This is a genomic window from Pseudomonas sp. GW823-FHT06B06 (assembly GCF_058795195.1).
On the sequence record NZ_JBXAHO010000001.1, the window covers coordinates 194755 to 217636 of the forward strand.

Genomic DNA, 22882 nt, shown 5'->3' on the forward strand with positions numbered 1-22882 from the left:
TGTTTGGCAAGCCGTCGATGACTTCAACTAAAAACGATAAAAATACCCGCACCACTGGCCGCCCAACCCTGAACGAAGTGGCACGCCTGGCCGGTGTCAGTCCGATTACCGCTTCGCGCGCCTTGCGCGGGGTCAGTACGGTGGCCACCGAACTGGTGGAAAAAGTCCAGAAAGCCGCGCTGGAACTCAACTACGTGGTCAACCCCGCGGCCCGTGCCTTGGCTTCGGCGCAGAGCCATTCGGTGGTGGTATTGGTGCCGTCCTTGTCCAACCTGCTGTTCATCGACACCCTGGAAGCCATTCATCAGGTGTTGCGCCCCAAGGGCTTCGAGGTGCTGATCGGCAACTTCCATTACTCGCGCGACGAAGAAGAAAACCTGCTGCGCAACTATATGGCCTATCAACCCCGAGGCTTGCTGCTGACCGGCTTCGACCGCACCGAAAGTTCGCGACGGATGATCGAAGCCAGCAACATCCCGTGCGTGTACATGATGGAACTCGACAGTGCTGCCGGGCTCAATTGCGTCGGCTTCTCGCAACTGGCTGCCGGCGAAACGGCGGCCGAGCATTTACTCTCGCGTGGGCGCAAGCGCCTGGCCTACATCGGTGCGCAGCTGGACCAACGCACTCTGTTGCGCGGTGAAGGTTTTCGCAAAGCCCTGAAAAAGGCCGGCCTGTATGACCCCGACCTGGAAGTGCTGACCCCGCGCGCCTCGTCCGTCGGCTTGGGCGGCGAGCTGTTTCTGCAACTGCTGGCCAGTCACCCGGACGTCGATGCGATTTTCTTCGGCAACGACGACCTGGCCCAGGGCGCCCTGCTTGAGGCCATGCGCTGCGGGATCAAGATTCCCGAACAGGTGGCGATTCTTGGCTTCAACGATTTGCCGATGTCGGAACACATGGTCCCGCGCCTGAGCAGCATCAACACACCGCGCGAAGCCATCGGCCGTCGTGCGGCGGAGCAGATGCTCACATTGATGGCCGGTAACACCGTGGCCAAACCGGTGCAGGACATGGGGTTTGAGTTGAAGGTGCGCGAGAGTACGTGAGACCGGTGCTTCCCCGCTGTGAAACGATAGCGCCGCGAAACCGGATGCCTCCTGGTGACCACGCCTACGAGGCAGTCCGGCCCCGCAGCGGTATTTCGAAACACATTTTGTCCTGCGCTTCACGGATGGCGGATACAGAATCCGCAAATTCCGTTCCCGGCTGACATTCCTATGCGCAAGACGATCTTCATGACCTCCCTGCTGATGCTCTCGCTCGGACAGGTATCTGAGGCGCAAGTGTCGCAGCCGAGTGATTGGACTCACCTCCTGACAGATCCACGCTTCATTCCAGCGATAAAAAACTGTCTGGCCGCTCACCCGAAGGGCGAGGGCCCTGCCGTCGTAATGGATGTCTGGCATTCGAGCATGGAAGATGCAGGCGTCATGACCACTGACCTCACAGGACGTAGAAATGAATGCTACGCCAGCAAGGACACAGGCTTGGTAAGCCGGTCCAAGACCGTGTTCGATCTGCCTGGTCCGCTGTTCGTTTCAGTGGATCAAGCCAAGGTTGCGCCCCAAGGCGAGTGCATCGTATCCACCCCGGTGTTCATCGACCAACAGCTTCAGGGCTGGGTCCTGCGCCAACCCATCCTCAACCAACAGATTCCCAGCGCCTGCTCTTGGCCTATCTGGGCCGGTCTATTCCAAGGCGAGAAATAAGGAGCGAAAGTCACCCGATCCAACACGCCGTACCGTCAAGCGGTGCGACGCCCATGCCTTGGGATTTCAACTAGTCTTGAATGTGTTTCTCATCCCGCTGAGTGCTCGCTGTGGCTGAAAAACTGTTAATTTCCTGAAGCGCACATACGCTAACGGAGTAGCACAATGGAACACACACTGAAGATTCTGGGAAAAGCCTCGTCGATCAACGTCAGGAAGGTCCTGTGGACCTGTGAGGAGTTGGGCCTTTCCTACGAACGCGAGGATTGGGGCAGCGGTTTCGCCTCGACCCACAGCCCTGAGTTTCTCCGGTACAACCCCAACGCACAGGTACCGGTGATCATCGATGAGGCCGGTGTGCTGTGGGAGTCCAACACCATATGCCGCTACCTCTGCGCCAGGCACCAGCATCACCACACGGAGCTGCTACCCGGCGAACCGGCCGCCCGCGCCCGGGTGGAACAGTGGATGGATTGGCAAGCCACCGATCTCAACTCGTCGTGGAGTTATGCGTTCATGGCGCTGGTGCGCAAGGATCCGGAATACCAGGATGCTCATCGCATCGACATCAGTGTGCGCGGCTGGAACCAGAAAATGGCCATCCTCGAACATCAGCTCGCAACCACCAAGGCGTATGTCGCCGGGGCAAAATTCACCGTGGCCGACATTGTCATCGGCCTCTCGGTCAACCGTTGGCTGATGACGCCCATCGAGCGTCCCGACTATTCGGCCGTCGACGAGTATTTCAAACGCCTGGCGCAACACCCGGGTTTTCTCAAACACTGCTGTAACGGCTTGCCTTGAGCCACTTCCGATAGCGGTCGACCGCTGCCGCCCGGCGGCAAGGCCTGACCGCAAACCCACCTTGCCTACCGGGTTAAATAATTCTAACAATCTGATTTAATTGATATTTTATCTACGGGCATACTATTTGCTGAAGCACTGTACCGCCAATACCTACAAGGTCTGCTTATCATGTTGGTCAGTGCAAAATCAAACCTGGTAACCCCCCTTCCCAAGCGCCCCGGTGAGGATCCGACAGCTGAAGCCGCCGCCGGCCTGCAAAGCGTCATGACGCAGGCCTTGCAGAACAACCTGCAGGCGCAAACCACGCAAACCAGCACCCAGGTCGAGGAATCCGCTACGCAACTGTCCACGCAACAGGTGAATGAAGCCACTCGCATCAGCGATAACGTCGACGAAGCGTTCGCCAAGACCCGCGTTGGCCTGCAGGCAACCTCCGCGCCGCTGCCCGACGACGTCAAGGACAGGATCGGCGATGGTTCAGCGACAGCCGAATTCAAGGACTACATGAGCAAGACCCCGGAACAGCGCATGCGCGATGCGATCCTGCAAGAGATGGGCTTGACCCAGGAGGAGATCGATCAGATGCCACCGGAGAAACAACAAGCCATCGGCGAAGAAATAGCCCAGCGCGTGCGGGAGAAGGCGCAGATGGCTGCAGCCGAGAAAGACCAGCGCAGGGGTGAACACACCAGTATCGAGGGTGTGGACAAGCTCATCGCCTCGCTGTAACGACGCGGTGATGGTTGTTGTAGGAGCGAGCATGCTCGCGATGAACCCGAGAACGACGCGGGGCGCCAGGATCCCCGCGTCATCGTTGACGACCATCGCGAGCAGAGCTCGCTCCTACAGGGAAATCAAGGGGGTGATCAGTTCAACTGCAAGGTCGAGTTGAACTGGCTGATCGCGTCCACCACATGTCGCGATCCCTGCTGGATTTCCAGGATCACCTCCCCCGCCTCGTTCGCCAGCTCCACGCCCAGCCCGGTTCGACTCAGGCTCGACTGCATGCTCGACACCGCACTCAATGACAGGTCGTGGTTCTTGCGCACCACATCGACAATTTCCAGGGTGGCCTGGCTGGTGCGTGCGGCAAGGCTGCGCACTTCATCGGCCACCACGGCAAACCCTCGCCCATGCTCGCCGGCACGGGCCGCTTCGATGGCGGCGTTGAGCGCCAGCAAGTTGGTCTGATCGGCAATCCCGCGGATGGTCTGGACGATGGTGCCGATGATGTCGGACTGTTGGCTCACCGCATCGATGCTCAGCGCCGCCTGGTTCAAGTCCCTGGAGATGTCCTGGATGATCTGCACCGTTTGCTGCACCACCTCGGAGCCCTTGCGCGCGCAGGCGTCGTTTTGCACCGAGGTACTGTGGGCAGAATCCGCGGCGGTTTGCAGGGTCGTCATTTGTTGGGTGATGTCGCTGGCGAACTTGACCACTTTGTACAGGCGGCCCTTGGCGTCGAATAACGGATTATAGGAAGCTTCCAGGTATATCGTCTGGCCCTGCTTGTTCTTGCGCTCGAAACGATGCGAGTGATATTCGCCTCGGTTCAGCGAGGCCCAGAAATTCCTGTAGCCCTGGGATTCCGCTTCGGCACGATGACAGAACATGCTGTGATGCTGACCGACGATTTCATGGAGCGAGTACTGGGTGGTTTTCAGGAAGTTTTCGTTTGCGCTGATCACTCGGCCTTCCGGGGTGAATTCGATCACTGCCATGGAGCGACCAATGGCGGCGAGCCGGCTTTCGTTTTCGTGTTCCTTGATGACCCTGGCAGAAATATCGGTGGCCACCTTGATCACGCTGCGCACCTGCCGATCAGGACCCAATACCGGCATGTAGCTGGCTTCGAGCCAGATCTCCTTGCCGCTTTTGTCCAAGCGCAGAAAGGTTCCGCTGATCGGTTCGCCCCGAGCCAGATCGCGCCACAATTTGGCGTACTCCTCGCTGCGGTAAAACGCCTCTTCACAGAACATCCGGTGATGTTTGCCGCGCACTTCGTCGGCGCTGTAACCCATGACCTTGCAAAAATTCTCGTTGGCATCGAGGACAATGCCATCGGGACTGAATTCAATCATCGCCATCGACCGGCTGACGGCAGCCAGCTTGGCGTTGGCCTCAGTCAGCGCGCAGCTGAAACGTTCGATTTCCAGCAGGTCAGCCTTGTGATGCAGGTTAAACATGGTCGTACCACCTATGCGCGTTTATGAAAGTTGCTGGTCTTTCAAATCCACCACTACGTTCAATAGAACAGGTACACGCATCCCTCCAAAAAGGAGGAATGAACAGGTGATAGGTGATGTTCGATCGAAGGAAGTCCTTATCGCGACACTCCCATCAAGACATCCTTCTCTTGATAGCCCGGCGTCGGGCCAGCCCTAACGTGCTCATAAGCGAACTCCATTTCCAGACAGCTTCCTGCAAGTGTGTCGGTGCCTTGAATTGCGCACTCTGGCAGCTTGGCTCGATGATCCAATGCCGGCGATAACGGTCGGCATGGTTAGTTAGACGTCAGCATAGACATCGGTCTTCGGCTTGCAAGGCCACTAGTCGGCCAGTATCGAGGACAAAATCGGTTCAGCGCGCCCAAGGGCTGCTCCGGTGGGAAGCTCGACCTCTAATGGGCAAATAACATGAACATGGGCGCAAACGCGATGCTCATGATCCTATTGTTATTCTCGGTCAGTCGGCTCTGGGCATTGATCTCCGTCCAGGTACCGACGACGCGGGCATCTTCGGGAACGCTGAACGGACAACAGCCCTTACCCAGGATCACCTCCCTGATATTGCTCATCACCATGTTGCCCTTCGCGCCCGGCCCATCCACTCCGAAGATCTTTACTGTGCCGGTCTTGTTGTTGTGCTGCCAGGAGAGGACCTGGGCGCTCATGTCATAGTCGGACAGATTGACGGGCCCATTTTTCGCCGTACTGAGCAATGACAGTTTCCTGCCGGCAAAATCCGACGCGGTCCAGAAACAGACGTAACCGTAATCACAGTTGCGATCGGACTGACCTGCGTCGCCGGGTACCGGGAACGTCACCACAGCGGCACCATTGTCATATACCACTTGAGTGGTACTGATTTGCTTGCCTCCCGATTTTCGACTGAGCTGGCGCTCGATTTGTCGTTGCACCATGACTTTTTGCTCAGTCGTCATGCCGGGCTCGAACAACGCATAGGGGCTGCGCTCGACTGTCGCCTGTTTCGCCGAAAAAAACAGTGCGCCAACTCCGAGGCAGAGTGCCACGAACGCAACCAGCCATTTGCTGTTCATGTAGAGACTCCATTTGCCAGGAACGCTGAACACAGTCAGCGTGAGCAGGAAAACAGCGTCTTCCCGGCACAATGGAATGTCTACTGTCAGAAATAACAGGCTCGACCGATGGCACCGCCCGGTCGATTGTAGAAATAACCCCGCATCCCGCTTGCGCGCCCCCCTCCTGCTCACTAACGTAGCGCCTTTATTGCGCGCCGCCGCCTTTACCCCCCGCAGGAGCTTTGCCATGGCCTCGCCAGCCCTTTCACATTTTCTACCCCGGTTCGGCGTTGCCGCAGCAGTGGCGGGTGTCTTGAGCCTGACCGGTTGTCAGAGCTTCAATGCCCAGGACACCCTCCCGCCCACCTCCGGCGTACAGCCGCTCAAAGGCCTGGCGCAGAACGTTTCGGTTCGGCGCAATGCGATGGGCATACCGTTGATCGAAAGCAGCACTTTCCACGACGCACTGTTCGCCCTCGGCTATGTGCACGCCAGTGACCGCATCACCCAGATGGTCACCCTGCGTTTGCTCGCCCAGGGTCGATTGGCCGAGATGCAGGGAGCGGACCTGTTGGACGCCGACCGCTATATGCGCGCGGTCAACCTGAAGAAGAGCGCTGGCGAGCTGTACAAGGCCTCCTCACCGCGACTCAAGCGCTTCTTCGAAGTCTATGCCCGCGGGGTCAACGCCTATCTGTTCCGCTACCGCGACAAGCTGCCTGCCGACCTCGCCGCCACCGGGTACAAGCCCGAGTACTGGAAGCCGGAAGACTCGGCGCTGATTTTCTGCCTGCTCAACTTCAGTCAGTCAGCCAACCTGCCCGAGGAAATTGCCTCGCTGGTGCTGGCCCAGAGCGTCACTACCGACAAACTGCCGTGGCTGACCCCTTCGGCCCCGGATGAAAAACTGCCACTGGCCGAAAGTGAAAAGCTGCAGGGCATCAAGCTCAGCGGGCAAGTACCGGGGCTGGCCGAGATCAGCAAGGCCACCGGCCAGCTGTCCGAGCTTAATCTGCTGGCCGCCACCTCATCGAACAACTGGGCCATTGCCCCGCAGCGCAGCCGCAGCGGTAAAAGCCTGCTGGCCAGCGACAGCCACGGGCCGATGGGGGTACCGGCGCTGTTTAGCTACGTGCAGATCCGCACATCGAAGTACCAGGCTTCCGGTGTGACCCTCGCCGGGTTGCCGATGATCCTGGGTGGTTTCAATGGCAAAGTGGCCTGGAGCATGACCAGCGTCATGGGCGACAACCAGGACCTGTTCCTGGAAAAAATCAAACGCCAGGGTAATGGGCTGTCCTACGAAACCGCTGGCAAGTGGCAGCCGGCGATCGTGCGCAATGAAACCTACTTCGTCAAAGGCCAGCGGCCGATTCGCGAAGCGATATTCGAAACCCGCCACGGTCCCCTGCTCAACAGTGCCCAGGGCCTGGCGCAGGGCAGCGGTTTCGGCCTGGCCTTGCAAACGCCGAACTTTACCGACGACAAGAGCCTGGACGCCTTCTTTGACCTGTCCCGGGCGCAGAATGTCGAGAAAGCCTCGGACGCCAGCCGCGAGATTCGCGCCATTACCTTGAACCTGATGTTCGCCGATGCCAGCCACATTGGCTGGCAAGTCACCGGCCGCTATCCAAACCGCCGCGAAGGCGAAGGCCTGTTGCCCTCGCCTGGTTGGGAGGGACGTTACGATTGGGACGGTTACGCCGACCCGATGCTGCACCCCTACGATCAGGACCCGGCCCAAGGCTGGCTCGGCACCGCCAACCAGCGGGTCATTCCCCATGGCTATGGCATGCAGCTATCCAACTCCTGGTCGGCACCGGAACGTGGCGAGCGCCTGGCCGAACTGGCCGGCGTGGGCAAGCACGACACCCGTAGCCTGATCGCCATGCAGTACGACCAGACCACCACCTTCGCCGCCAAACTGAAGAAAATGTTCGAAGCACCGGGGATGTCACAGCCGCTCAAGCAGGCCATCGAGGCCTTGCCCGTGGCGGATCGCGGCAAGGCACGCGAGGCCCTGACCCGCTTGATGGCATTTGACGGCAAACTCAGCCCGACCTCCGCCGATGCGGCCATCTACCAGCTGTTCCTGCAGGAAAGCACCCGGCAGATTTTCCTCGATGAATTGGGGCCACAAGGCAGCCCGGCGTGGCAAGCTTTCATCGCCAATGGCAGCTTGTCTTACGCGGCGCAGGCCGATCACTTGCTGGGGCGCGAAGACAGTCCATTCTGGGATGATGTGCACACCGCGCAGAAAGAAGACAAACCGGCGATCCTCGCCCGCAGCCTGGCGGCGGCGATCACCGCTGGCGACAGTCAGTTGGGTGGCGATCATAAAGCCTGGCAGTGGGGCAAACTTCACCGCTATGAGTGGAAGAACGCCAGCGGCCAGACCGTGCGAGGTTCGCAGCCAGCCGGCGGCGACCACACCACCCTCAACACGGCCGCCTATTCCGTGGGCCAAGACTTCAACACCACACGGGTGCCGGCCATGCGCCTGATCGTCGACTTCGGCCAACCCGAACCACTGATGGGCCAGATCGCCACCGGCCAGTCCGGCAACCCGGCCAGCCCGAACTACCTCAACGGTATCGAGCCATGGCTGAAGGGGCAGTATCAGAGCTTGCCAATGCAGCCGGAGAATTTCGACCGGGTGTATGGAACCAAGCGCCTGACCCTGACACCTGGAAAATAACCACATTCCCTGTAGGAGCTGCCGCAGGCTGCGATCTTTTGATCTTGATCTTTGAAAAAACAAGGTCAAAGATCGCAGCCTGCGGCAGCTCCTACAGGGGGTAGGTTGTTTACCCGGGAATTCCCGATAGAACTTCTTCGCCCGCGCCAGCCTCCTAGCTAACAAGCCCCTGCACTTGGACAGCAACGTGGACCTTGTCATCGCGCGCCCTGAAGGCTTGTACTGCCCCGCCGGCGATTTCTACATCGATCCGTGGCGGCCGGTCGAGCGTTCGGTCATCACCCACGCCCATGGCGACCACGCCCGCACCGGCAACCAGCACTACCTGGCGGCAGCACCCGGTGAAGGGATACTGCGGGCACGACTGGGCCAGGACATCGACCTGCAAACCCTGGCGTATGGCGAGCGGTTGCTGCATCACGGCGTTACCCTGAGTTTCCACCCCGCCGGCCACGTCCTCGGCTCGGCCCAGGTGCGCCTGGAATATGGCGGGGAAGTCTGGGTGGCGTCAGGTGACTACAAGATCGAACCCGACGGCACCTGCGCACCGTTCGAACCGGTGCGCTGTCACACCTTCATCACCGAGTCGACATTCGGCCTGCCGATCTATCGCTGGCAGCCCCAGGCGCAGGTCTTTGCCGAGATCAATCAATGGTGGCAGGCCAATGCCGAGCTAGATAAAGCCAGCGTGCTGTTCTGTTATTCCTTCGGCAAGGCCCAGCGCATTCTCCATGGCATCGATGCCAGCCTCGGGCCGATCCTGACGCATGGCGCGGTGGAGCCGCTGAACCGTGTCTATCGCGAGGCCGGCATAGACCTGCCGCCAACGCTCTACGCTGGCGATTTCCAAAAAAACGATCCGATTCTGCGCAAAGCGCTGGTCATCGCTCCGCCTTCGGCCGGTGGCAGCACCTGGATGCGCCGTTTCGGCGACTACAGCGACGGTTTCGCCAGCGGCTGGATGCGCTTGCGCGGAACGCGTCGGCGACGTGGGGTGGATCGCGGTTTCGTGTTGTCCGATCACGCAGACTGGCCGGGATTGCTGTGGGCCATCGAACAGACTGGCGCTGAGCGGGTAATGGTCACGCACGGTTCCGTCGCGGTATTGGTGCGCCACCTGCGTGAACAAGGCCTCGATGCCCAGGGCTTTCGCACCGAGTACGGTGACGATGAGGAGGCATCGACCGCCGAAGCCGAGAGCGTCGAGGCACTGCCATGAAGGCTTTCGCCCAGCTGTACGCCGAACTCGACGCCACGACATCGAGCAACGCCAAGCTGGCGGCGATGCAAGAGTATTTTGCTCAGGCCGCGCCGGAAGATGCCGCGTGGGCGGTGTACTTTCTGTCCGGAGGACGCCCCAGGCAATTAGTGCCGGTGCGCGTCCTGCGGGAGTTGGCAGTCGCGTATTCCGGGCTTTCGGCGTGGCTGTTCGAAGAAAGCTACCAGGCGGTGGGCGACCTGGCGGAAACGATTTCCCTGGTGTTGCCCGAATCGCCTTATCGCTCCAGCGACGGATTGGCGGTATGGATCGAAGAAAAACTGCTGCCATTGCGCGGCGAATCCCCGCAGGTGCTCGCCGAACGCCTGCCCGCTCTCTGGTCGCAACTGGACCGCCCCAGCCTTATGCTGTGCATCAAGTTGATCACCGGCAGCTTTCGCGTCGGTGTCTCGAAGTTGCTGGTGACCCGAGCGCTGGCCTCCATGACTGGCCTGGACAGCAAGCGCGTGGCCCAACGAATGGTCGGCTACACCGATTTGTCCAACCGCCCCACTGCCGCCAGCTACTTGAAGTTGATCGCCGCGCAATCTCCCGACGAACATGCGCAACGCGGCGGTCAGCCGTATCCGTTTTTCCTCGCCCATGCCCTGGCACAACCGGTCGAACAATTCGAAGCGCTGTTCGGCACCGCCAGCCAGTGGCAGGTCGAATGGAAGTGGGATGGCATCCGCGCCCAGATCGTCAAACGCGAAGGACGCCTATGGATCTGGTCGCGCGGTGAAGAATTGGTCACCGATCGCTTTCCTGAATTTGACAGTATGATCCACTGCTTGCCCGACGGCACCGTGATCGACGGCGAGATCGTCGCCTGGAAAGCCGCTCACACAGGGACCGAAGATGCCTTCGATCCGCCTCCGGATTCCCCTGCCGTACAACCTTTCGCCCTGTTGCAGCAGCGGATCGGCAGGAAAAACCTCACCCGCAAGATTCTCAATGACGTGCCGGTGGTCATCCTCGCGTACGACTTGCTGGAATGGCAAGGCGAGGATTGGCGCAATCAGCCGCAAAACCGGAGGCGCAGTCAACTGGAGAAGGTAATCACCCAGGCCAACAATCCTCTGCTGCTCGCCTCGCCCTTATTGACCGGCGAAGACTGGTTCGACCTCGCCCGCCAGCGGGAAGCATCGCGCCGGCTCGGGGTCGAAGGCATGATGCTCAAGGCTCGGGACGCGCTCTACGGCGTCGGTCGCACCAAGGACATGGGGGTCTGGTGGAAATGGAAAGTCGACCCGTTCAGTGTCGACGCGGTGCTGATTTATGCACAGCGCGGCCATGGCCGCCGCGCCAGTCTCTACAGCGATTACACGTTCGCCGTCTGGGACGCGCCACCCGACGCCAGCGAACGCGCGCTGGTGCCGTTTGCCAAGGCCTATTCAGGGTTGACCGATGAACAAATGCGCCAGGTCGACAACATCGTGCGCAGAACCACGGTAGAAAAATTCGGCCCGGTGATCAGCGTCAAGCCGAGCCTGGTGTTTGAACTGGGTTTCGAAGGCATCGCCTTGTCCAAACGGCACAAAAGCGGGATTGCGGTGCGGTTTCCGCGGATGCTGCGCTGGCGGCAGGACAAATCGGTCGAAGAGGCTGATCACCTGGGTACATTACAGGATCTGCTCGGCTGAACCGCTGTATGCGATCGCTGTGCAGAACCAGAAAAGTGCAGGCTTTTCACGACGCCCATTTTCGTGCACTAATCCCCTCCTGCAATTTCCCGAATACCTTTTAAACGCTTGTTCGGTACTCTGGTTCGGAAATTGCTACTTTCATTAGGGCTTACGCTTACCAGTAACAATAATTCTGCGCCACAAGCGCTCATATTGGTTCTTAGGGATTGAATAATGAAAAAAGCATTGCTGACCCTTTCTGCACTGGCGTTGTGCGTGGCAGCCGGTTCCGCGCTGGCAAAGGAATACAAGGAATTGCGTTTTGGTGTTGACCCTTCCTACGCGCCGTTCGAGTCGAAAGCGGCCGACGGCAGCCTGGTAGGCTTCGACATCGACCTGGGGAACGCGATCTGCGCTGAGCTGAAGGTCAAGTGCAAATGGGTCGAAAGCGACTTCGACGGCATGATTCCTGGCCTCAAGGCCAATAAATTCGACGGCGTGATCTCTTCGATGACCGTCACCCCGGCCCGCGAAAAAGTCATCGACTTCTCCAGCGAACTGTTCTCCGGTCCAACCGCCTACGTGTTCAAGAAAGGTTCCGGCCTGACCGAAGACGTCGCGTCGCTCAAGGGCAAGACCGTCGGCTACGAACAAGGCACCATCCAGGAAGCCTACGCCAAGGCTGTGCTGGATAAGGCCGGCGTGAAGACCCAGGCCTATCAGAACCAGGACCAGGTGTATTCCGACCTGACTTCCGGCCGTCTGGACGCCGCGATCCAGGACATGCTGCAAGCCGAACTGGGCTTCTTGAAGTCGCCAAAAGGGGAAGGCTACGAAGTCAGCAAGCCGGTTGACAGCGAACTGCTGCCCGCCAAGACGGCAATCGGCATTAAGAAAGGTAACACCGAGCTGAAAGCACTTTTGGATAAAGGTATCAAAGCGTTACACGATGATGGCACCTACGCCACTATTCAAAAGAAACACTTCGGCGATCTGAACCTGTACAGCGGCAAGTAATGCCCGGCGCCCATCTCGCGATGGGCGCTTTTTTCATCCGATCAGGTTGCTGATTTATGTTCGAAAACCTCTTAAACACACTGGGGCTCTCCGCCTTCAGCCTCAAGGGCTTTGGCCCGCTGCTGATGGAAGGCACCTGGATGACCATCAAGTTATCGGCGATGTCGCTGCTGGTGGCCGTATTGCTCGGTCTACTCGGCGCCAGTGCCAAGCTGTCGAAAGTCAAACTGCTACGCCTGCTTGCACAGTGCTACACCACGCTGATTCGCGGGGTGCCAGACCTGGTGCTGATGCTGCTGATCTTCTACAGCCTGCAAACCTGGCTGACGTCGCTCACCGATTACATGGAATGGGAATACATCGAGATCAACCCGTTCAGCGCCGGGGTACTGACCCTGGGCTTCATTTACGGCGCCTACTTCACCGAAACCTTCCGCGGCGCGATCCTCGCCGTGCCTCGCGGGCAGGTCGAAGCAGCCACGGCCTACGGACTCAAGCGCGGCCAGCGGTTCCGTATCGTGGTGTTTCCGCAAATGATGCGCTATGCCCTGCCGGGTATCGGCAACAACTGGATGGTCATGCTCAAGGCCACTGCACTGGTGTCGATCATCGGCCTCGCCGACTTGGTCAAGGCGGCCCAGGATGCGGGTAAAAGCAGCTATCAGCTGTTCTACTTCCTGGTGCTCGCCGCCCTGATCTACCTGGCGATCACCAGCGCCTCCAACGTCATTCTGCGCTGGCTCGAACGCCGCTATGCCGCGGGTACCCGGGAGGCTGTGCGATGATCGAACTCCTGCAGGAATACTGGAAAGCCTTCCTCTACACCGACGGTCAGAACATCACCGGCCTGGCCATGACCCTGTGGTTGCTCAGTGCATCGATCTTCATCGGCTTCATCGTCTCGATTCCGTTGTCGATCGCCCGGGTTTCACCGCACTTCTACATTCGCTGGCCGGTGCAGTTCTACACCTACCTGTTTCGCGGCACGCCTTTGTATATCCAGCTGCTGATCTGCTACACCGGGATCTACAGCCTGGCCGCCGTGCGCGCACAACCGCTGCTCGACAGCTTCTTTCGCGATGCGATGAACTGCACCATCCTGGCGTTCGCCCTGAACACCTGCGCCTACACCACGGAGATTTTCGCCGGGGCGATCCGCAGCATGGCCCACGGCGAAGTCGAAGCCGCCAAGGCCTACGGCCTGACAGGCTGGAAGCTGTATGCCTACGTGATCATGCCTTCGGCGCTGCGTCGCTCGTTGCCGTACTACAGCAACGAAGTGATCCTGATGCTGCACTCGACCACCGTGGCGTTCACTGCGACTATCCCGGACATCCTGAAAGTCGCTCGGGACGCCAACTCGGCGACCTTCCTGACCTTCCAGTCGTTCGGGATCGCCGCGCTGATCTACCTGACCGTCACCTTTGCGCTGGTCGGCCTGTTCCGCCTCGCCGAACGCCGATGGCTGGCCTTCCTCGGGCCGACTCACTAGGACCCCGCTTCGGGAAACACGACAAATGCGCCACCAGATACATGACTTGCTGGCCCCACTGCCGGGGACCGCACGACAGATCCACAGTTTTCATTTCGGGCCGCAACCGGCCAATGGCAAGATCTACATCCAGTCGTCCCTGCACGCCGATGAAATGCCCGGCATGCTGGTGGCGTGGCACCTCAAGCAACGCCTGGCGGAGTTGGAAGCCGTCGGCCGGCTGCGCAGTGAAATCGTCCTGGTGCCCGTGGCCAACCCGCCGGGCCTGGAGCAAGTGTTGATGGATGTACCGCTGGGGCGCTATGAGCTCGAAAGTGGGCAGAACTTCAACCGCTGGTTCATCGATTTGAGCGAAGAGGTGGGCAACGCGATCGAAGGCCAACTCGGCGACGACCCGCAGCGCAACCTCGAACTGATCCGCAACAACCTGCGCCAGGCATTGGCGCGGCAGACCGCCAGCACCCAGCTGCAATCCCAGCGCCTGACCCTGCAACGGCTGGCCTGCGATGCCGACATGGTGCTGGACCTGCATTGTGACTTCGAAGCAGTGGCGCACCTGTACACCACGCCCGAAGCCTGGCCACAGGTCGAGCCGCTGGCTCGCTACATCGGTTCCGAAGCCAGCCTGTTGGCCACCGACTCCGGTGGCCAGTCGTTCGATGAATGCTTCACGCTGCTCTGGTGGCAATTGAAGGAGCGCTTCGGCGAGCACTTCGATATTCCGCCGGGGAGCTTTTCGGTCACCGTCGAGCTGCGCGGCCAGGGCGACGTCAACCACCCGCTGGCCAGCCAGGACAGCCAGGCGCTGATCGACTATCTGATTCATTTCGGCGCGATTGCCGGCGAGTCGGCGCCATTGCCCGACCTGCCCTACCCGGCCACCCCCCTGGCCGGAGTGGAACCCGTGGCGACGCCTGTTGGCGGGCTGCTGGTGTTCAGTGCGCTGCCGGGGCAATACCTGGAAGCCGGGCAACTGATCGCCGAAATCATTGACCCCATCAGCGACCGTGTCACGCCTGTCCATTGCACTGCCGCCGGCCTGATGTACGCCCGCTCGCTGCGCCGCATGGCCACCGCCGGCATGGTGATCGCCCACGTCGCGGGCGCCGAAGCCTATCGCAGCGGCTACCTACTTTCGCCTTGAGGATGCATGCTCCATGTACAAACTGACCATTGAAGGCCTGCATAAAAGCTATGGCGATCATGAGGTGCTCAAGGGCGTTTCGCTCAAGGCCAACACGGGCGATGTCATCAGCCTGATCGGTGCCAGCGGCTCCGGAAAAAGTACCTTCCTGCGCTGCATCAACTTCCTCGAACAGCCCAACGATGGGGCCATGAGCCTCGACGGCCAGGCCATTCGCATGATCAAGGATCGTCATGGCATGCACGTGGCCGATGCCGATGAACTGCAAAGAATCCGCACCCGCCTGGCCATGGTGTTCCAGCATTTCAACTTGTGGAGCCACATGACGGTGCTGGAAAACATCACCATGGCCCCACGCCGGGTGCTGGGCTGCAGCAAGCAGGAAGCCGAAGACCGCGCCCGACGTTACCTCGACAAGGTCGGGCTGGCAGCACGCGTAGCGGATCAATACCCGGCATTCCTTTCCGGTGGCCAGCAACAACGGGTGGCGATTGCTCGCGCGTTGGCCATGGAACCGGAAGTGATGCTGTTTGACGAACCGACCTCGGCGCTCGACCCGGAACTGGTGGGTGAAGTGCTCAAGGTGATCCAGGGCCTGGCCGAAGAAGGCCGGACCATGATCATGGTCACCCATGAAATGAGCTTCGCGCGCAAAGTATCGAGCCAGGTGTTGTTCCTGCACCAGGGCCTGGTGGAGGAAGAAGGCGCGCCGGAGGATGTGCTGGGCAACCCGAAGAGCGAGCGTCTGAAACAGTTCCTCAGCGGCAACTTGAAATAAGCGTTCAACCCTTGAAACGGGAGCCAGGCTGACTGGCTTCCGTCACTCAACTGGCTTCACGCTCAAGCCTGAAGCTGCCGTTTTCCACCTCGATGCCGTCGGCATCCAGGCCGCGGAAACTTCCGGCAAACTGTGCGTCGCCTCCCACCGTCAATTCAAGCGCGCCTCGATACAACTCCGCTTCCGAACTGCCCGTCACATGAATGATCATCGGGGAGCGTTCACTCAATCCCAGATGAAACCTGCCGCTGTCGATACCCTGCGGCAGATAGAGATAAAACGCCTTGTCCAGACCATCGCTCGCGCCAAGGCAGTGCAAGCCTGGCTGTTCGAAATAGTCGAGCGTTGGCGCTGCCCGAAACGCGAGGAGCTTCCCACTCTCCGTGATCAAATCGGCGCGCAAATGCCCTGCACGAACTGACTTCATCTGAATGTTCCTTTTCATATTCATGGTCGACGGGCTCGCTGTCGGCCCTGGCAAGACGCGCAGGACGAACAGCGCAGCGATAAAACCACGGCCCATCGGCCAATAGGTTTCAAAGACAAACACAGTTATTTCCGAATATGAGAACTGCTCGGCGAAGACCGCACGCATCAGTCATTAAACCTTTCGCGTTGCGCCGTGGTCAGTCAAAGAACACTCTCAGAGCGCACGCCGCCGGTATGGGAACCACCACCGACTTCGCCAAACGCTGGTTCACCGCTCGCGGCTGGAAGCCGTTCACCTTTCAGAAACAGGTGTGGGCAGCCGTCAAACAAGGACAATCCGGTCTGCTGCACGCCAGCACCGGCGCCGGCAAAACCTATGCGGTCTGGTTCGGCGCGCTCAATCGCTTCGCACGCTCTGCACCTGCGGTTGAAACACCACGCAAACGAAAACCCGTAGCCGATCCCCTGACCGCTCTCTGGATAACCCCGATGCGCGCCCTGGCTGCCGACACCGCCCGCGCACTGCAGGCGCCGCTGCTCGACTTGCAGATCCCCTGGAACGTCGGCCTGCGCACGGGTGATACCAGCAGCAGCGAACGTGCACGCCAGAGCCGACGCTTGCCTACCGCGCTGATCACCACCCCGGAAAGCCTGACGTTGATGCTCGCCCGAGCGGATGCACACACAGCACTCTCGACCTTGCGCATGGTCGTGGTCGACGAATGGCACGAATTGCTCGGCAACAAGCGCGGCGTGCAACTGCAACTTGCGCTCGCCCGCCTGCGCCGCTGGAACCCGCAATTGATCGTGTGGGGCGTTTCCGCGACGCTGGGCAATCAGGACCACGCCGAGCAGGTATTAATCCCACAGGGCGGCGGTATCAACGTTCAAGGCCAGACGGATAAAAAACTGCAGGTTGATACGCTGCTGCCGCCCGCGATCGAGCGCTTTCCATGGGCCGGACATATCGGCCTGAAAATGTTGCCGCAGGTCGTCGCGCAACTGGATGACAGCGCCAGCAGCCTGGTTTTCACCAATACGCGTGCGCAATCGGAAATCTGGTATCAAGCGTTGCTTGAAGCCCGACCGGACTGGGCGGGGGTGATCGCGTTGCATCACAGTTCGCTGTCCCGTGAAACCCGTGACTGGGTGGAGAGTGCCCTCAAGGAAGGTCACCTCAAAGCCGTGGTCTGCACCTCCAGCCTGGATCTGGGCGTGGATTTCCTGCCAGTGGAACGGGTGCTGCAAATTGGCTCGGCCAAAGGCGTGGCCCGCCTGATGCAGCGCGCCGGGCGTTCCGGGCATGCGCCGGGACGCGTTTCCCGGGTGACGCTGGTGCCGACGCACAGCCTGGAGCTGATCGAAGCCGCAGCGGCACAGGATGCAGTGGCGCAGCGACGGATCGAACCTCGAATATCACCGCATAAACCCTTGGATGTGCTGGTCCAGCATCTGGTCAGCATGGCACTGGGTGGCGGTTTTGTGCCCGATCAGTTGTTTGATGAGGTACGCACCACCTGGGCTTATCGTGATCTCACTGAGGCGGATTGGACCTGGGCGCTGGCTTTCGTACGTCACGGCGGGCTTTCCCTGACAGCCTATCCGGATTACCGCCGGGTCGAGCCGGATGAACAGGGAATCTGGCGTGTACCCGATGCACGATTGGCCCGCCGCCATCGCATGAGCATCGGCACGATTGTCAGCGATGCGTGCATTCAGTTGAAATTCTGGAGCAAGGGCGGCGGCGGCAAACAACTGGGCAGTGTTGAAGAAGGTTTCATCGCGCGACTTAAGCCGGGCGATGGCTTTCTGTTTGCCGGGCGGCTGCTGGAGTTGGTACGCGTGGAAAACATGACCGCCTATGTCAAACGCAGCACCGTAAAGAAAGCCGCGGTGCCGCGGTGGAATGGCGGTCGCATGCCCCTCTCCAATGAGCTGGCGCAAGCGGTGGTCACGCGCTTTAGTGAGGCGGCGCGCGGCGAGTTCAGCGGCCCGCAAATGCAGGCATTGCGCCCGCTGCTGGAGGTACAGCAACGCTGGTCTGGCTTGCCAACGTCGCAATCGTTGCTGGCCGAGGCGTTGAAGTCCCGTGAGGGCTGGCATCTATTCCTGTATCCCTTCGCCGGCCGTCAGGTGCATCTGGGCCTGGGCAGCTTGCTGGCGTGGCGAGTCAGTCAGCAGCAGGCCGTGACGTTTTCCATCGCGGTCAATGATTACGGGCTGGAATTGCTGAGCGCCACCCCGGTGGACTGGGTGCAAGCCCTGAGTCCGGACTTGTTGAGCCCAGACAATCTGCTCAGGGACGTACTCGCCAGCCTGAATGCCGGAGAGCTGGCCTTGCGGCGCTTTCGGGAAATCGCCCGGATCGCCGGACTGGTGTTCGCCGGTTACCCCGGTGCAGCCAAGAGCACACGCCAGGTTCAAGCCTCGAGCGGGTTGTTTTTCGAAGTGTTCAAACAGTACGACGCGGGCAATTTGCTATTGGCCCAGGCCGGAGAAGAAGTCCTGCGCGAGGAACTGGATATTCATCGCCTGGAACAGACGTTGGCGCACATCAGTCAGCTACGTCTCGACCTGCATCAAGTCAAACGTCCTACACCCCTCGGGTTTCCGCTGCTGGTGGAACGTATGAGAGAGAGCATGAGTTCAGAAAAACTCGCCGACCGCATCCGACGCATGGTCAGCGACCTTGAGATAACAGCCGGAACAGGGAAAGCCTGATGAGTACGCCCTACCCCGTGCGACTGGCCGGCGAAGAGCTTTGGCTGCTGCCGGAAAAAGCCCTCTACTGGCCTGCTCAGCAAGCGTTGTTGATCGCTGACGTGCACTTCGGCAAGGCCGCCGCTTACCGAAGCCTTGGCCAACCAGTCCCCCAAGGTACCACCCGCCGCAACATCGCCGTGCTTGACGAACTGCTGGCCACATTGCCCTGCCGACAGCTGATTTTCCTAGGCGATTTTCTTCACGGACCGGGTTCCCATGCCAGCGCCACGCTGCAAGCATTGATTGACTGGCGAACACGCAATGCCAAGCTGGCCATGACGCTGATTCGCGGCAACCATGACAAGCGTGCCGGGGACCCGCCGGCCTCGCTGAACATTCGAGTGGTGCCTGAGCCGTTGCTGCTGGGGCCGTTCGCTTTGCAGCACGAACCCCAGCCGCATGCGGATCGACATGTACTCGCCGGTCACGTGCATCCAGTTTATCGACTCAACGGTCGGGGTCGGCAGAGCCTGCGGCTGCCATGTTTCAGACTGGGCGGGGACATCAGCCTGCTACCGGCCTTCGGGGCGTTTACCGGAGGTTATCTGGTGGAACAGGACGACGACTGTAGGATTTTCGTCATCGGCGACGACGAAATCTGGCCGGTGTCCCTGTAGGAGCGAGCCTGCTCGCGATGGAAGTTAACGTTAATGCGGGCTTTCTGGAAAACTCAGCGCCCTCACGTTCTTCGCGAGCATGCTCGCTCCTACAGAAGAAGGCAGCGGGTCTCAGACAACTGGCGCGGGAGGTGGCTCATCCGGCAGGGTCGGCTCACCGGGTTCGCTCGGTTGTTCATTGGGCGTATCAGGATCAGGTTGGCCGGGGATGCCCCCCGCCATGCTGACGGGCGGATGTGCCAACAAGGACCAGGCCAGGACGCCAACCTGATTGGGCTCAAGCCTTGCCAGTTCGGCACTTATACGCGGATCGATCTTCATAAAGCACTCCTGGGCGATGGCCCGATCCGCCTTACGCGAATCGGAACAGTACATTCCATAGAGTGTACGCTCGCCCAGGAATTCCCAAGGTTCGTCGGACGGCTGACTCAGGTGCGTGGCAGGGTGACGCCACGTTGGCCCTGATACTTGCCGCCACGGTCCTTGTAGGAGACTTCGCACTCTTCGTCAGATTCGAGGAACAGCATCTGCGCGACGCCTTCGTTCGCGTAGATCTTCGCTGGCAGGTTGGTCGTGTTGGAGAACTCCAGGGTCACGTGACCTTCCCACTCAGGCTCGAGCGGCGTGACGTTGACGATGATGCCACAGCGCGCGTAGGTGCTTTTACCCAGGCAAATGGTCAATACATTACGCGGGATGCGGAAGTACTCGACGGTGCTGGCCAAGGCGAAGGAGTTCGGCGGAATAATGCACACGTCGCTATGGATGTCGACGAAGCTGCCGGCATCGAAGTTTTTCGGGTCGACGATCGCCGAATTGATGTTGGTGAACACCTTGAAGTGATTGGTGCAACGCACATCGTAGCCGTAGCTGGACACGCCGTAGGAGATCACGCGGCTGTCATCGCTGCCGCGCATCTGGCGCTCGACGAAAGGCTCGATCATGCCGTGTTCCTGCGCCATGCGGCGAATCCACTTGTCCGATTTGATGCTCATGGCGGGTGTCCTGAATAGCGAGGTCGAAAAAATCTGTCCGGCATCTTACCGGGCGCGCCGCCGGGTTCAAAGTCCGCGCTGCAATTCTCGCCAAACAGCCAGGAATTACCTGCAATGGCGACGAAGCGTCACACCGTCGATCCTTAAAACAGATAAACCTTCGCAAGAAGCATTGGCACGTTCCGGAAAAAGGGTTAAGGTGGCGCCACTGTGCTGCTTGTGTCACTGAGAATCTCTACACGATATGTTGAATTTCGATCCAACCATCTACAAGAATTTTTCCTGCTCTTTGCACTCAGTCTCGGCCAGGGTTCTTCCTGAGTCGCAGTTATCTTTGTTCAAGGAGTTACACCATGTCTAATCGCCAAACCGGTACCGTTAAGTGGTTCAACGATGAAAAAGGCTTCGGCTTCATCACTCCACAATCCGGTGACGACCTGTTCGTTCACTTCAAAGCTATCCAATCCGACGGCTTCAAAAGCCTGAAAGAAGGCCAACAGGTTTCTTTCATCGCTACCCGCGGTCAGAAAGGCATGCAAGCTGAAGAAGTTCAAGTTATCTAACTTGTACTTGCTTTAGTAAAAGGCCCCGCTCTCAAAAGCGGGGCTTTTTTGTGCCTGCAGGTTTTTCGCAGGCCAAAAAAGATCGCAGCCTGCGGCAACTCCTACCGGATGTACATCAATCCTCTGAGCTTCCGCAGGCTGCGATCTTTATGCGTCTTACCAGGTCACGCCAAATCCTGCCGTGTAGCGGGTCTTGTCCAGATCGGCATCGTCAGTTCCGTCGATAATATCTCGCTCGGCCTTGAGGTTTAGCGACGCCCAGTCCGTAACCTTGTAACGCAGGCCCATCTCGGCATCCAGTGCATACTCAGCCACGCCCGACAACGGCTTGCCCACCTCGCCATTGGTGAAGAACTCCACTTTCTTGCCAATCAGGTAACGGTTGTAGTCCCACTTCATCGCGACAGAGTAGAAGTTTTCCTTGCTGCCATCGCTGAATTGGTAATCAGTGCGGTTGATCAGAGAGCCCAGGGAGAATGCCCCCAGCTCGTTATCCCAAAATTGATAACCTGGACCGGTACCGACAGTACGCTGGCGGGAGAGGTCTTCGACCTTGTCACGCTTGTACACCAGGCGACCTTGCCAGAACCATTTTTCCGTCAGGAAACGGTCTAGCGAGTATTCTCCCCGCCAATTGTCCGTAGTCACCACGTCATCCTGGAATTCGCGGTTGTACTCGCCTTCCGCAATATGCCTCCATCGACCATGGCGCGCCGTCGTCTTGAAGTCGATGTCGTAGTCGTCGGTATCCTTGTCTGCCCGCTGATAATCCAGCGCCGCATCGATATTGCCTTTCCACACCAGATCCTCGACCACAGGCTTGGGCTTGAGGATTTGCTGGACGCTCGCCAGCTCAACAGTCTTGGGCGCCTCGCCGTTTTCCAGGGTTACCTTGCCATCTTCCGCCGCGTGCAGCGACTTGGCCTTCTCGCCGGTGTAGGCGTCCTGCTTGACCAGCAGCTCCTGATCGCTTTCCAGGGTCTTGACCTGTTTCCAGTCGATCGGCACGGCACCGGCGTACTCCGTCTGGACCAACAGCTTGCCACCGTCGAACAGGATGATCTTGCCGCTCAGCTTGTCACCGTTCTTCAACCAGACGGTGTCCGCGAGCAAGGGAGTGGAAGCACTGACGACAGCGAGGCATAGCAAGGTTCTGGACAACATAAGCAAATACAGGCTCAGGTTCGCGAAAAAAAGTCGGCATTATCCTCAGGAATAAGACCCTAGCAAGGAGTGACCCAACTTTTTCTATTGAGTTCATTTCTCAACTGGCAATCCAGCATTTACTCTACAGACGGTACTGCGAACGACTTCAGGAACTGCGAACGTGATCGAGCTGACCGAAAAACCCGAGAGTGCCGCGCAAATCCGACGCACGGCGCTGTACCTGACGCTCGCGCAAGTACCCGAAGGCAAGGTCGTGAGTTATGGTCAACTCGCCGAACTGGCGGGACTGGGACGCGCCGCTCGCTGGGTCGGCAGGACATTGAGTCAATTGCCCGGCGACAGCAAATTGCCCTGGCACCGCGTACTCGGTGCCGGCGGGCGCCTGAGCCTGCCCGCAGGCAGCCCATCCGGGGACGAACAGCGCGCGCGACTGCGCATGGAGGGCATCAGTATCCAGAACAATCGTGTTGATATTCAGCGTCATGGGTGGCGCCCGGTAGAGCACAGCGGTTAGAGTGCGCGCTTTGTTTCCGTATTTCTTGAGGCAGACTCCAG

The 22882-nt window shown here is 59.5% G+C and carries 22 protein-coding genes and 1 pseudogene; 16 read left to right on the forward strand and 7 right to left on the reverse strand.

The window, feature by feature from the left end; translation table 11 throughout:
* Positions 1-17: 17 nt before the first annotated feature.
* The 4 genes from gntR to AC1Q8Q_RS00980 all read left to right on the forward strand — a co-directional run bounded on the left by gntR (position 18) and on the right by AC1Q8Q_RS00980 (position 3248).
* Positions 18-1049: an HTH-type transcriptional regulator GntR gene (gene gntR, locus AC1Q8Q_RS00965; RefSeq protein WP_020797076.1), complete on the forward strand. Its 1032-nt coding sequence runs from the start codon at positions 18-20 to the stop codon at positions 1047-1049.
* Between the two features lie 171 nt (positions 1050-1220).
* Positions 1221-1712: a hypothetical protein gene (locus tag AC1Q8Q_RS00970; protein ID WP_492614746.1), complete on the forward strand. Its 492-nt coding sequence runs from the start codon at positions 1221-1223 to the stop codon at positions 1710-1712.
* A gap of 165 nt (positions 1713-1877) precedes the next feature.
* Complete coding sequence (locus AC1Q8Q_RS00975) at positions 1878-2516, forward strand: glutathione S-transferase family protein (RefSeq protein WP_020797078.1); 639 nt, start codon at positions 1878-1880, stop codon at positions 2514-2516.
* 171 nt (positions 2517-2687) lie between these two features.
* Complete coding sequence (locus tag AC1Q8Q_RS00980) at positions 2688-3248, forward strand: hypothetical protein (RefSeq protein ID WP_020797079.1); 561 nt, start codon at positions 2688-2690, stop codon at positions 3246-3248.
* Between the two features lie 137 nt (positions 3249-3385).
* Here AC1Q8Q_RS00980 and AC1Q8Q_RS00985 read toward each other — a convergent pair whose 3' ends face one another.
* The 3 genes and pseudogenes from AC1Q8Q_RS00985 to AC1Q8Q_RS00995 form a co-directional block, all read right to left on the reverse strand.
* Positions 3386-3925, reverse strand: coding sequence for a methyl-accepting chemotaxis protein (locus AC1Q8Q_RS00985; RefSeq protein ID WP_225441926.1), 540 nt, complete (start codon positions 3923-3925; stop codon positions 3386-3388).
* Positions 3926-3931: 6 nt separating this feature from the next.
* Positions 3932-4705 (reverse strand): annotated as a pseudogene (locus AC1Q8Q_RS00990) (PAS domain-containing protein); the annotation flags it as partial.
* A 434-nt stretch (positions 4706-5139) separates the two neighbouring features.
* Positions 5140-5799, reverse strand: a complete 660-nt coding sequence (locus tag AC1Q8Q_RS00995) for a peptidase inhibitor family I36 protein (RefSeq protein WP_492614747.1) — start codon at positions 5797-5799, stop codon at positions 5140-5142.
* Between the two features lie 229 nt (positions 5800-6028).
* On the opposite strand from AC1Q8Q_RS00995, the gene AC1Q8Q_RS01000 reads away from it, so the two are divergent.
* From AC1Q8Q_RS01000 to AC1Q8Q_RS01035, 8 genes are all read left to right on the forward strand, one after another.
* On the forward strand, positions 6029-8479 hold the full coding sequence (locus AC1Q8Q_RS01000) for a penicillin acylase family protein (protein ID WP_492614748.1): 2451 nt from the start codon (positions 6029-6031) through the stop codon (positions 8477-8479).
* Positions 8480-8666: 187 nt separating this feature from the next.
* A complete protein-coding gene (locus AC1Q8Q_RS01005) occupies positions 8667-9698 on the forward strand; it encodes a ligase-associated DNA damage response exonuclease (protein WP_151140655.1) in 1032 nt (343 codons plus the stop codon).
* Positions 9695-11380, forward strand: coding sequence for an ATP-dependent DNA ligase (locus tag AC1Q8Q_RS01010; RefSeq protein WP_168757329.1), 1686 nt, complete (start codon positions 9695-9697; stop codon positions 11378-11380). The genes AC1Q8Q_RS01005 and AC1Q8Q_RS01010 overlap by 4 nt, the downstream gene beginning before the upstream one ends.
* A 216-nt stretch (positions 11381-11596) precedes the next feature.
* The gene (locus AC1Q8Q_RS01015) at positions 11597-12379 is read left to right on the forward strand and encodes a transporter substrate-binding domain-containing protein (protein WP_020797085.1); all 783 of its coding nucleotides are present in this window, start codon (positions 11597-11599) and stop codon (positions 12377-12379) included.
* Positions 12380-12435: 56 nt separating this feature from the next.
* Positions 12436-13164, forward strand: coding sequence for an ABC transporter permease (locus AC1Q8Q_RS01020; protein ID WP_020797086.1), 729 nt, complete (start codon positions 12436-12438; stop codon positions 13162-13164).
* Positions 13161-13871 (forward strand): ABC transporter permease, encoded by a 711-nt coding sequence (locus tag AC1Q8Q_RS01025; protein WP_020797087.1) that lies wholly within the window; start codon positions 13161-13163, stop codon positions 13869-13871. The genes AC1Q8Q_RS01020 and AC1Q8Q_RS01025 overlap by 4 nt, the downstream gene beginning before the upstream one ends.
* 25 nt (positions 13872-13896) lie before the next feature.
* Entirely contained in the window at positions 13897-15015 is a 1119-nt protein-coding gene (locus AC1Q8Q_RS01030; protein WP_492614749.1) for a succinylglutamate desuccinylase/aspartoacylase family protein, read from the forward strand.
* Between the two features lie 13 nt (positions 15016-15028).
* Positions 15029-15793, forward strand: a complete 765-nt coding sequence (locus tag AC1Q8Q_RS01035) for an ABC transporter ATP-binding protein (RefSeq protein ID WP_020797089.1) — start codon at positions 15029-15031, stop codon at positions 15791-15793.
* 46 nt (positions 15794-15839) lie between these two features.
* Here the strand turns inward: AC1Q8Q_RS01035 and AC1Q8Q_RS01040 are convergent, their stop codons facing one another.
* Positions 15840-16388: a hypothetical protein gene (locus tag AC1Q8Q_RS01040; protein WP_168757328.1), complete on the reverse strand. Its 549-nt coding sequence runs from the start codon at positions 16386-16388 to the stop codon at positions 15840-15842.
* Between the two features lie 68 nt (positions 16389-16456).
* On the opposite strand from AC1Q8Q_RS01040, the gene AC1Q8Q_RS01045 reads away from it, so the two are divergent.
* Together AC1Q8Q_RS01045 and pdeM are read left to right on the forward strand one after the other, a co-directional pair.
* Entirely contained in the window at positions 16457-18943 is a 2487-nt protein-coding gene (locus AC1Q8Q_RS01045) for a ligase-associated DNA damage response DEXH box helicase (RefSeq protein ID WP_492614750.1), read from the forward strand.
* Entirely contained in the window at positions 18943-19602 is a 660-nt protein-coding gene (gene pdeM, locus AC1Q8Q_RS01050; protein ID WP_020797092.1) for a ligase-associated DNA damage response endonuclease PdeM, read from the forward strand. Before AC1Q8Q_RS01045 ends, pdeM begins: the two co-directional genes overlap by 1 nt.
* A 111-nt stretch (positions 19603-19713) precedes the next feature.
* Here pdeM and AC1Q8Q_RS01055 read toward each other — a convergent pair whose 3' ends face one another.
* Both AC1Q8Q_RS01055 and dcd read right to left on the reverse strand, forming a co-directional pair.
* Positions 19714-19923 (reverse strand): hypothetical protein, encoded by a 210-nt coding sequence (locus tag AC1Q8Q_RS01055; RefSeq protein ID WP_020797093.1) that lies wholly within the window; start codon positions 19921-19923, stop codon positions 19714-19716.
* A gap of 107 nt (positions 19924-20030) precedes the next feature.
* Positions 20031-20597 (reverse strand): dCTP deaminase, encoded by a 567-nt coding sequence (gene dcd / locus AC1Q8Q_RS01060; RefSeq protein ID WP_007940589.1) that lies wholly within the window; start codon positions 20595-20597, stop codon positions 20031-20033.
* Positions 20598-20950: 353 nt separating this feature from the next.
* On the opposite strand from dcd, the gene AC1Q8Q_RS01065 reads away from it, so the two are divergent.
* Positions 20951-21160, forward strand: a complete 210-nt coding sequence (locus AC1Q8Q_RS01065; RefSeq protein WP_002554837.1) for a cold-shock protein — start codon at positions 20951-20953, stop codon at positions 21158-21160.
* Positions 21161-21316: 156 nt separating this feature from the next.
* Here AC1Q8Q_RS01065 and AC1Q8Q_RS01070 read toward each other — a convergent pair whose 3' ends face one another.
* Complete coding sequence (locus tag AC1Q8Q_RS01070; protein WP_033045526.1) at positions 21317-22324, reverse strand: DUF481 domain-containing protein; 1008 nt, start codon at positions 22322-22324, stop codon at positions 21317-21319.
* A 136-nt stretch (positions 22325-22460) separates the two neighbouring features.
* On the opposite strand from AC1Q8Q_RS01070, the gene AC1Q8Q_RS01075 reads away from it, so the two are divergent.
* Positions 22461-22841, forward strand: a complete 381-nt coding sequence (locus tag AC1Q8Q_RS01075) for an MGMT family protein (RefSeq protein ID WP_218646588.1) — start codon at positions 22461-22463, stop codon at positions 22839-22841.
* The last annotated feature ends 41 nt before the right edge of the window (positions 22842-22882 follow it).

Bases quoted from the DNA above. Each gene is read 5' to 3' on its own strand.
- gntR (WP_020797076.1), top strand. From the start codon at position 18: ATGACTTCAACTAAAAACGATAAAAATACCCGCACCACTGGCCGCCCA.
- AC1Q8Q_RS00975 (WP_020797078.1), top strand. From the start codon at position 1,878: ATGGAACACACACTGAAGATTCTGGGAAAAGCCTCGTCGATCAACGTC.
- AC1Q8Q_RS01035 (WP_020797089.1), top strand. From the start codon at position 15,029: ATGTACAAACTGACCATTGAAGGCCTGCATAAAAGCTATGGCGATCAT.
- AC1Q8Q_RS00980 (WP_020797079.1), top strand. From the start codon at position 2,688: ATGTTGGTCAGTGCAAAATCAAACCTGGTAACCCCCCTTCCCAAGCGC.
- AC1Q8Q_RS01040 (WP_168757328.1), bottom strand. From the start codon at position 16,388: ATGCGTGCGGTCTTCGCCGAGCAGTTCTCATATTCGGAAATAACTGTG.
- AC1Q8Q_RS01025 (WP_020797087.1), top strand. From the start codon at position 13,161: ATGATCGAACTCCTGCAGGAATACTGGAAAGCCTTCCTCTACACCGAC.
- AC1Q8Q_RS01070 (WP_033045526.1), bottom strand. From the start codon at position 22,324: ATGTTGTCCAGAACCTTGCTATGCCTCGCTGTCGTCAGTGCTTCCACT.
- AC1Q8Q_RS00970 (WP_492614746.1), top strand. From the start codon at position 1,221: ATGCGCAAGACGATCTTCATGACCTCCCTGCTGATGCTCTCGCTCGGA.
- AC1Q8Q_RS01010 (WP_168757329.1), top strand. From the start codon at position 9,695: ATGAAGGCTTTCGCCCAGCTGTACGCCGAACTCGACGCCACGACATCG.
- AC1Q8Q_RS01015 (WP_020797085.1), top strand. From the start codon at position 11,597: ATGAAAAAAGCATTGCTGACCCTTTCTGCACTGGCGTTGTGCGTGGCA.
- AC1Q8Q_RS01065 (WP_002554837.1), top strand. From the start codon at position 20,951: ATGTCTAATCGCCAAACCGGTACCGTTAAGTGGTTCAACGATGAAAAA.
- AC1Q8Q_RS00985 (WP_225441926.1), bottom strand. From the start codon at position 3,925: ATGACGACCCTGCAAACCGCCGCGGATTCTGCCCACAGTACCTCGGTG.
- dcd (WP_007940589.1), bottom strand. From the start codon at position 20,597: ATGAGCATCAAATCGGACAAGTGGATTCGCCGCATGGCGCAGGAACAC.
- pdeM (WP_020797092.1), top strand. From the start codon at position 18,943: ATGAGTACGCCCTACCCCGTGCGACTGGCCGGCGAAGAGCTTTGGCTG.
- AC1Q8Q_RS01045 (WP_492614750.1), top strand. From the start codon at position 16,457: ATGGGAACCACCACCGACTTCGCCAAACGCTGGTTCACCGCTCGCGGC.
- AC1Q8Q_RS00995 (WP_492614747.1), bottom strand. From the start codon at position 5,799: ATGAACAGCAAATGGCTGGTTGCGTTCGTGGCACTCTGCCTCGGAGTT.
- AC1Q8Q_RS01000 (WP_492614748.1), top strand. From the start codon at position 6,029: ATGGCCTCGCCAGCCCTTTCACATTTTCTACCCCGGTTCGGCGTTGCC.
- AC1Q8Q_RS01020 (WP_020797086.1), top strand. From the start codon at position 12,436: ATGTTCGAAAACCTCTTAAACACACTGGGGCTCTCCGCCTTCAGCCTC.
- AC1Q8Q_RS01055 (WP_020797093.1), bottom strand. From the start codon at position 19,923: ATGAAGATCGATCCGCGTATAAGTGCCGAACTGGCAAGGCTTGAGCCC.
- AC1Q8Q_RS01030 (WP_492614749.1), top strand. From the start codon at position 13,897: ATGCGCCACCAGATACATGACTTGCTGGCCCCACTGCCGGGGACCGCA.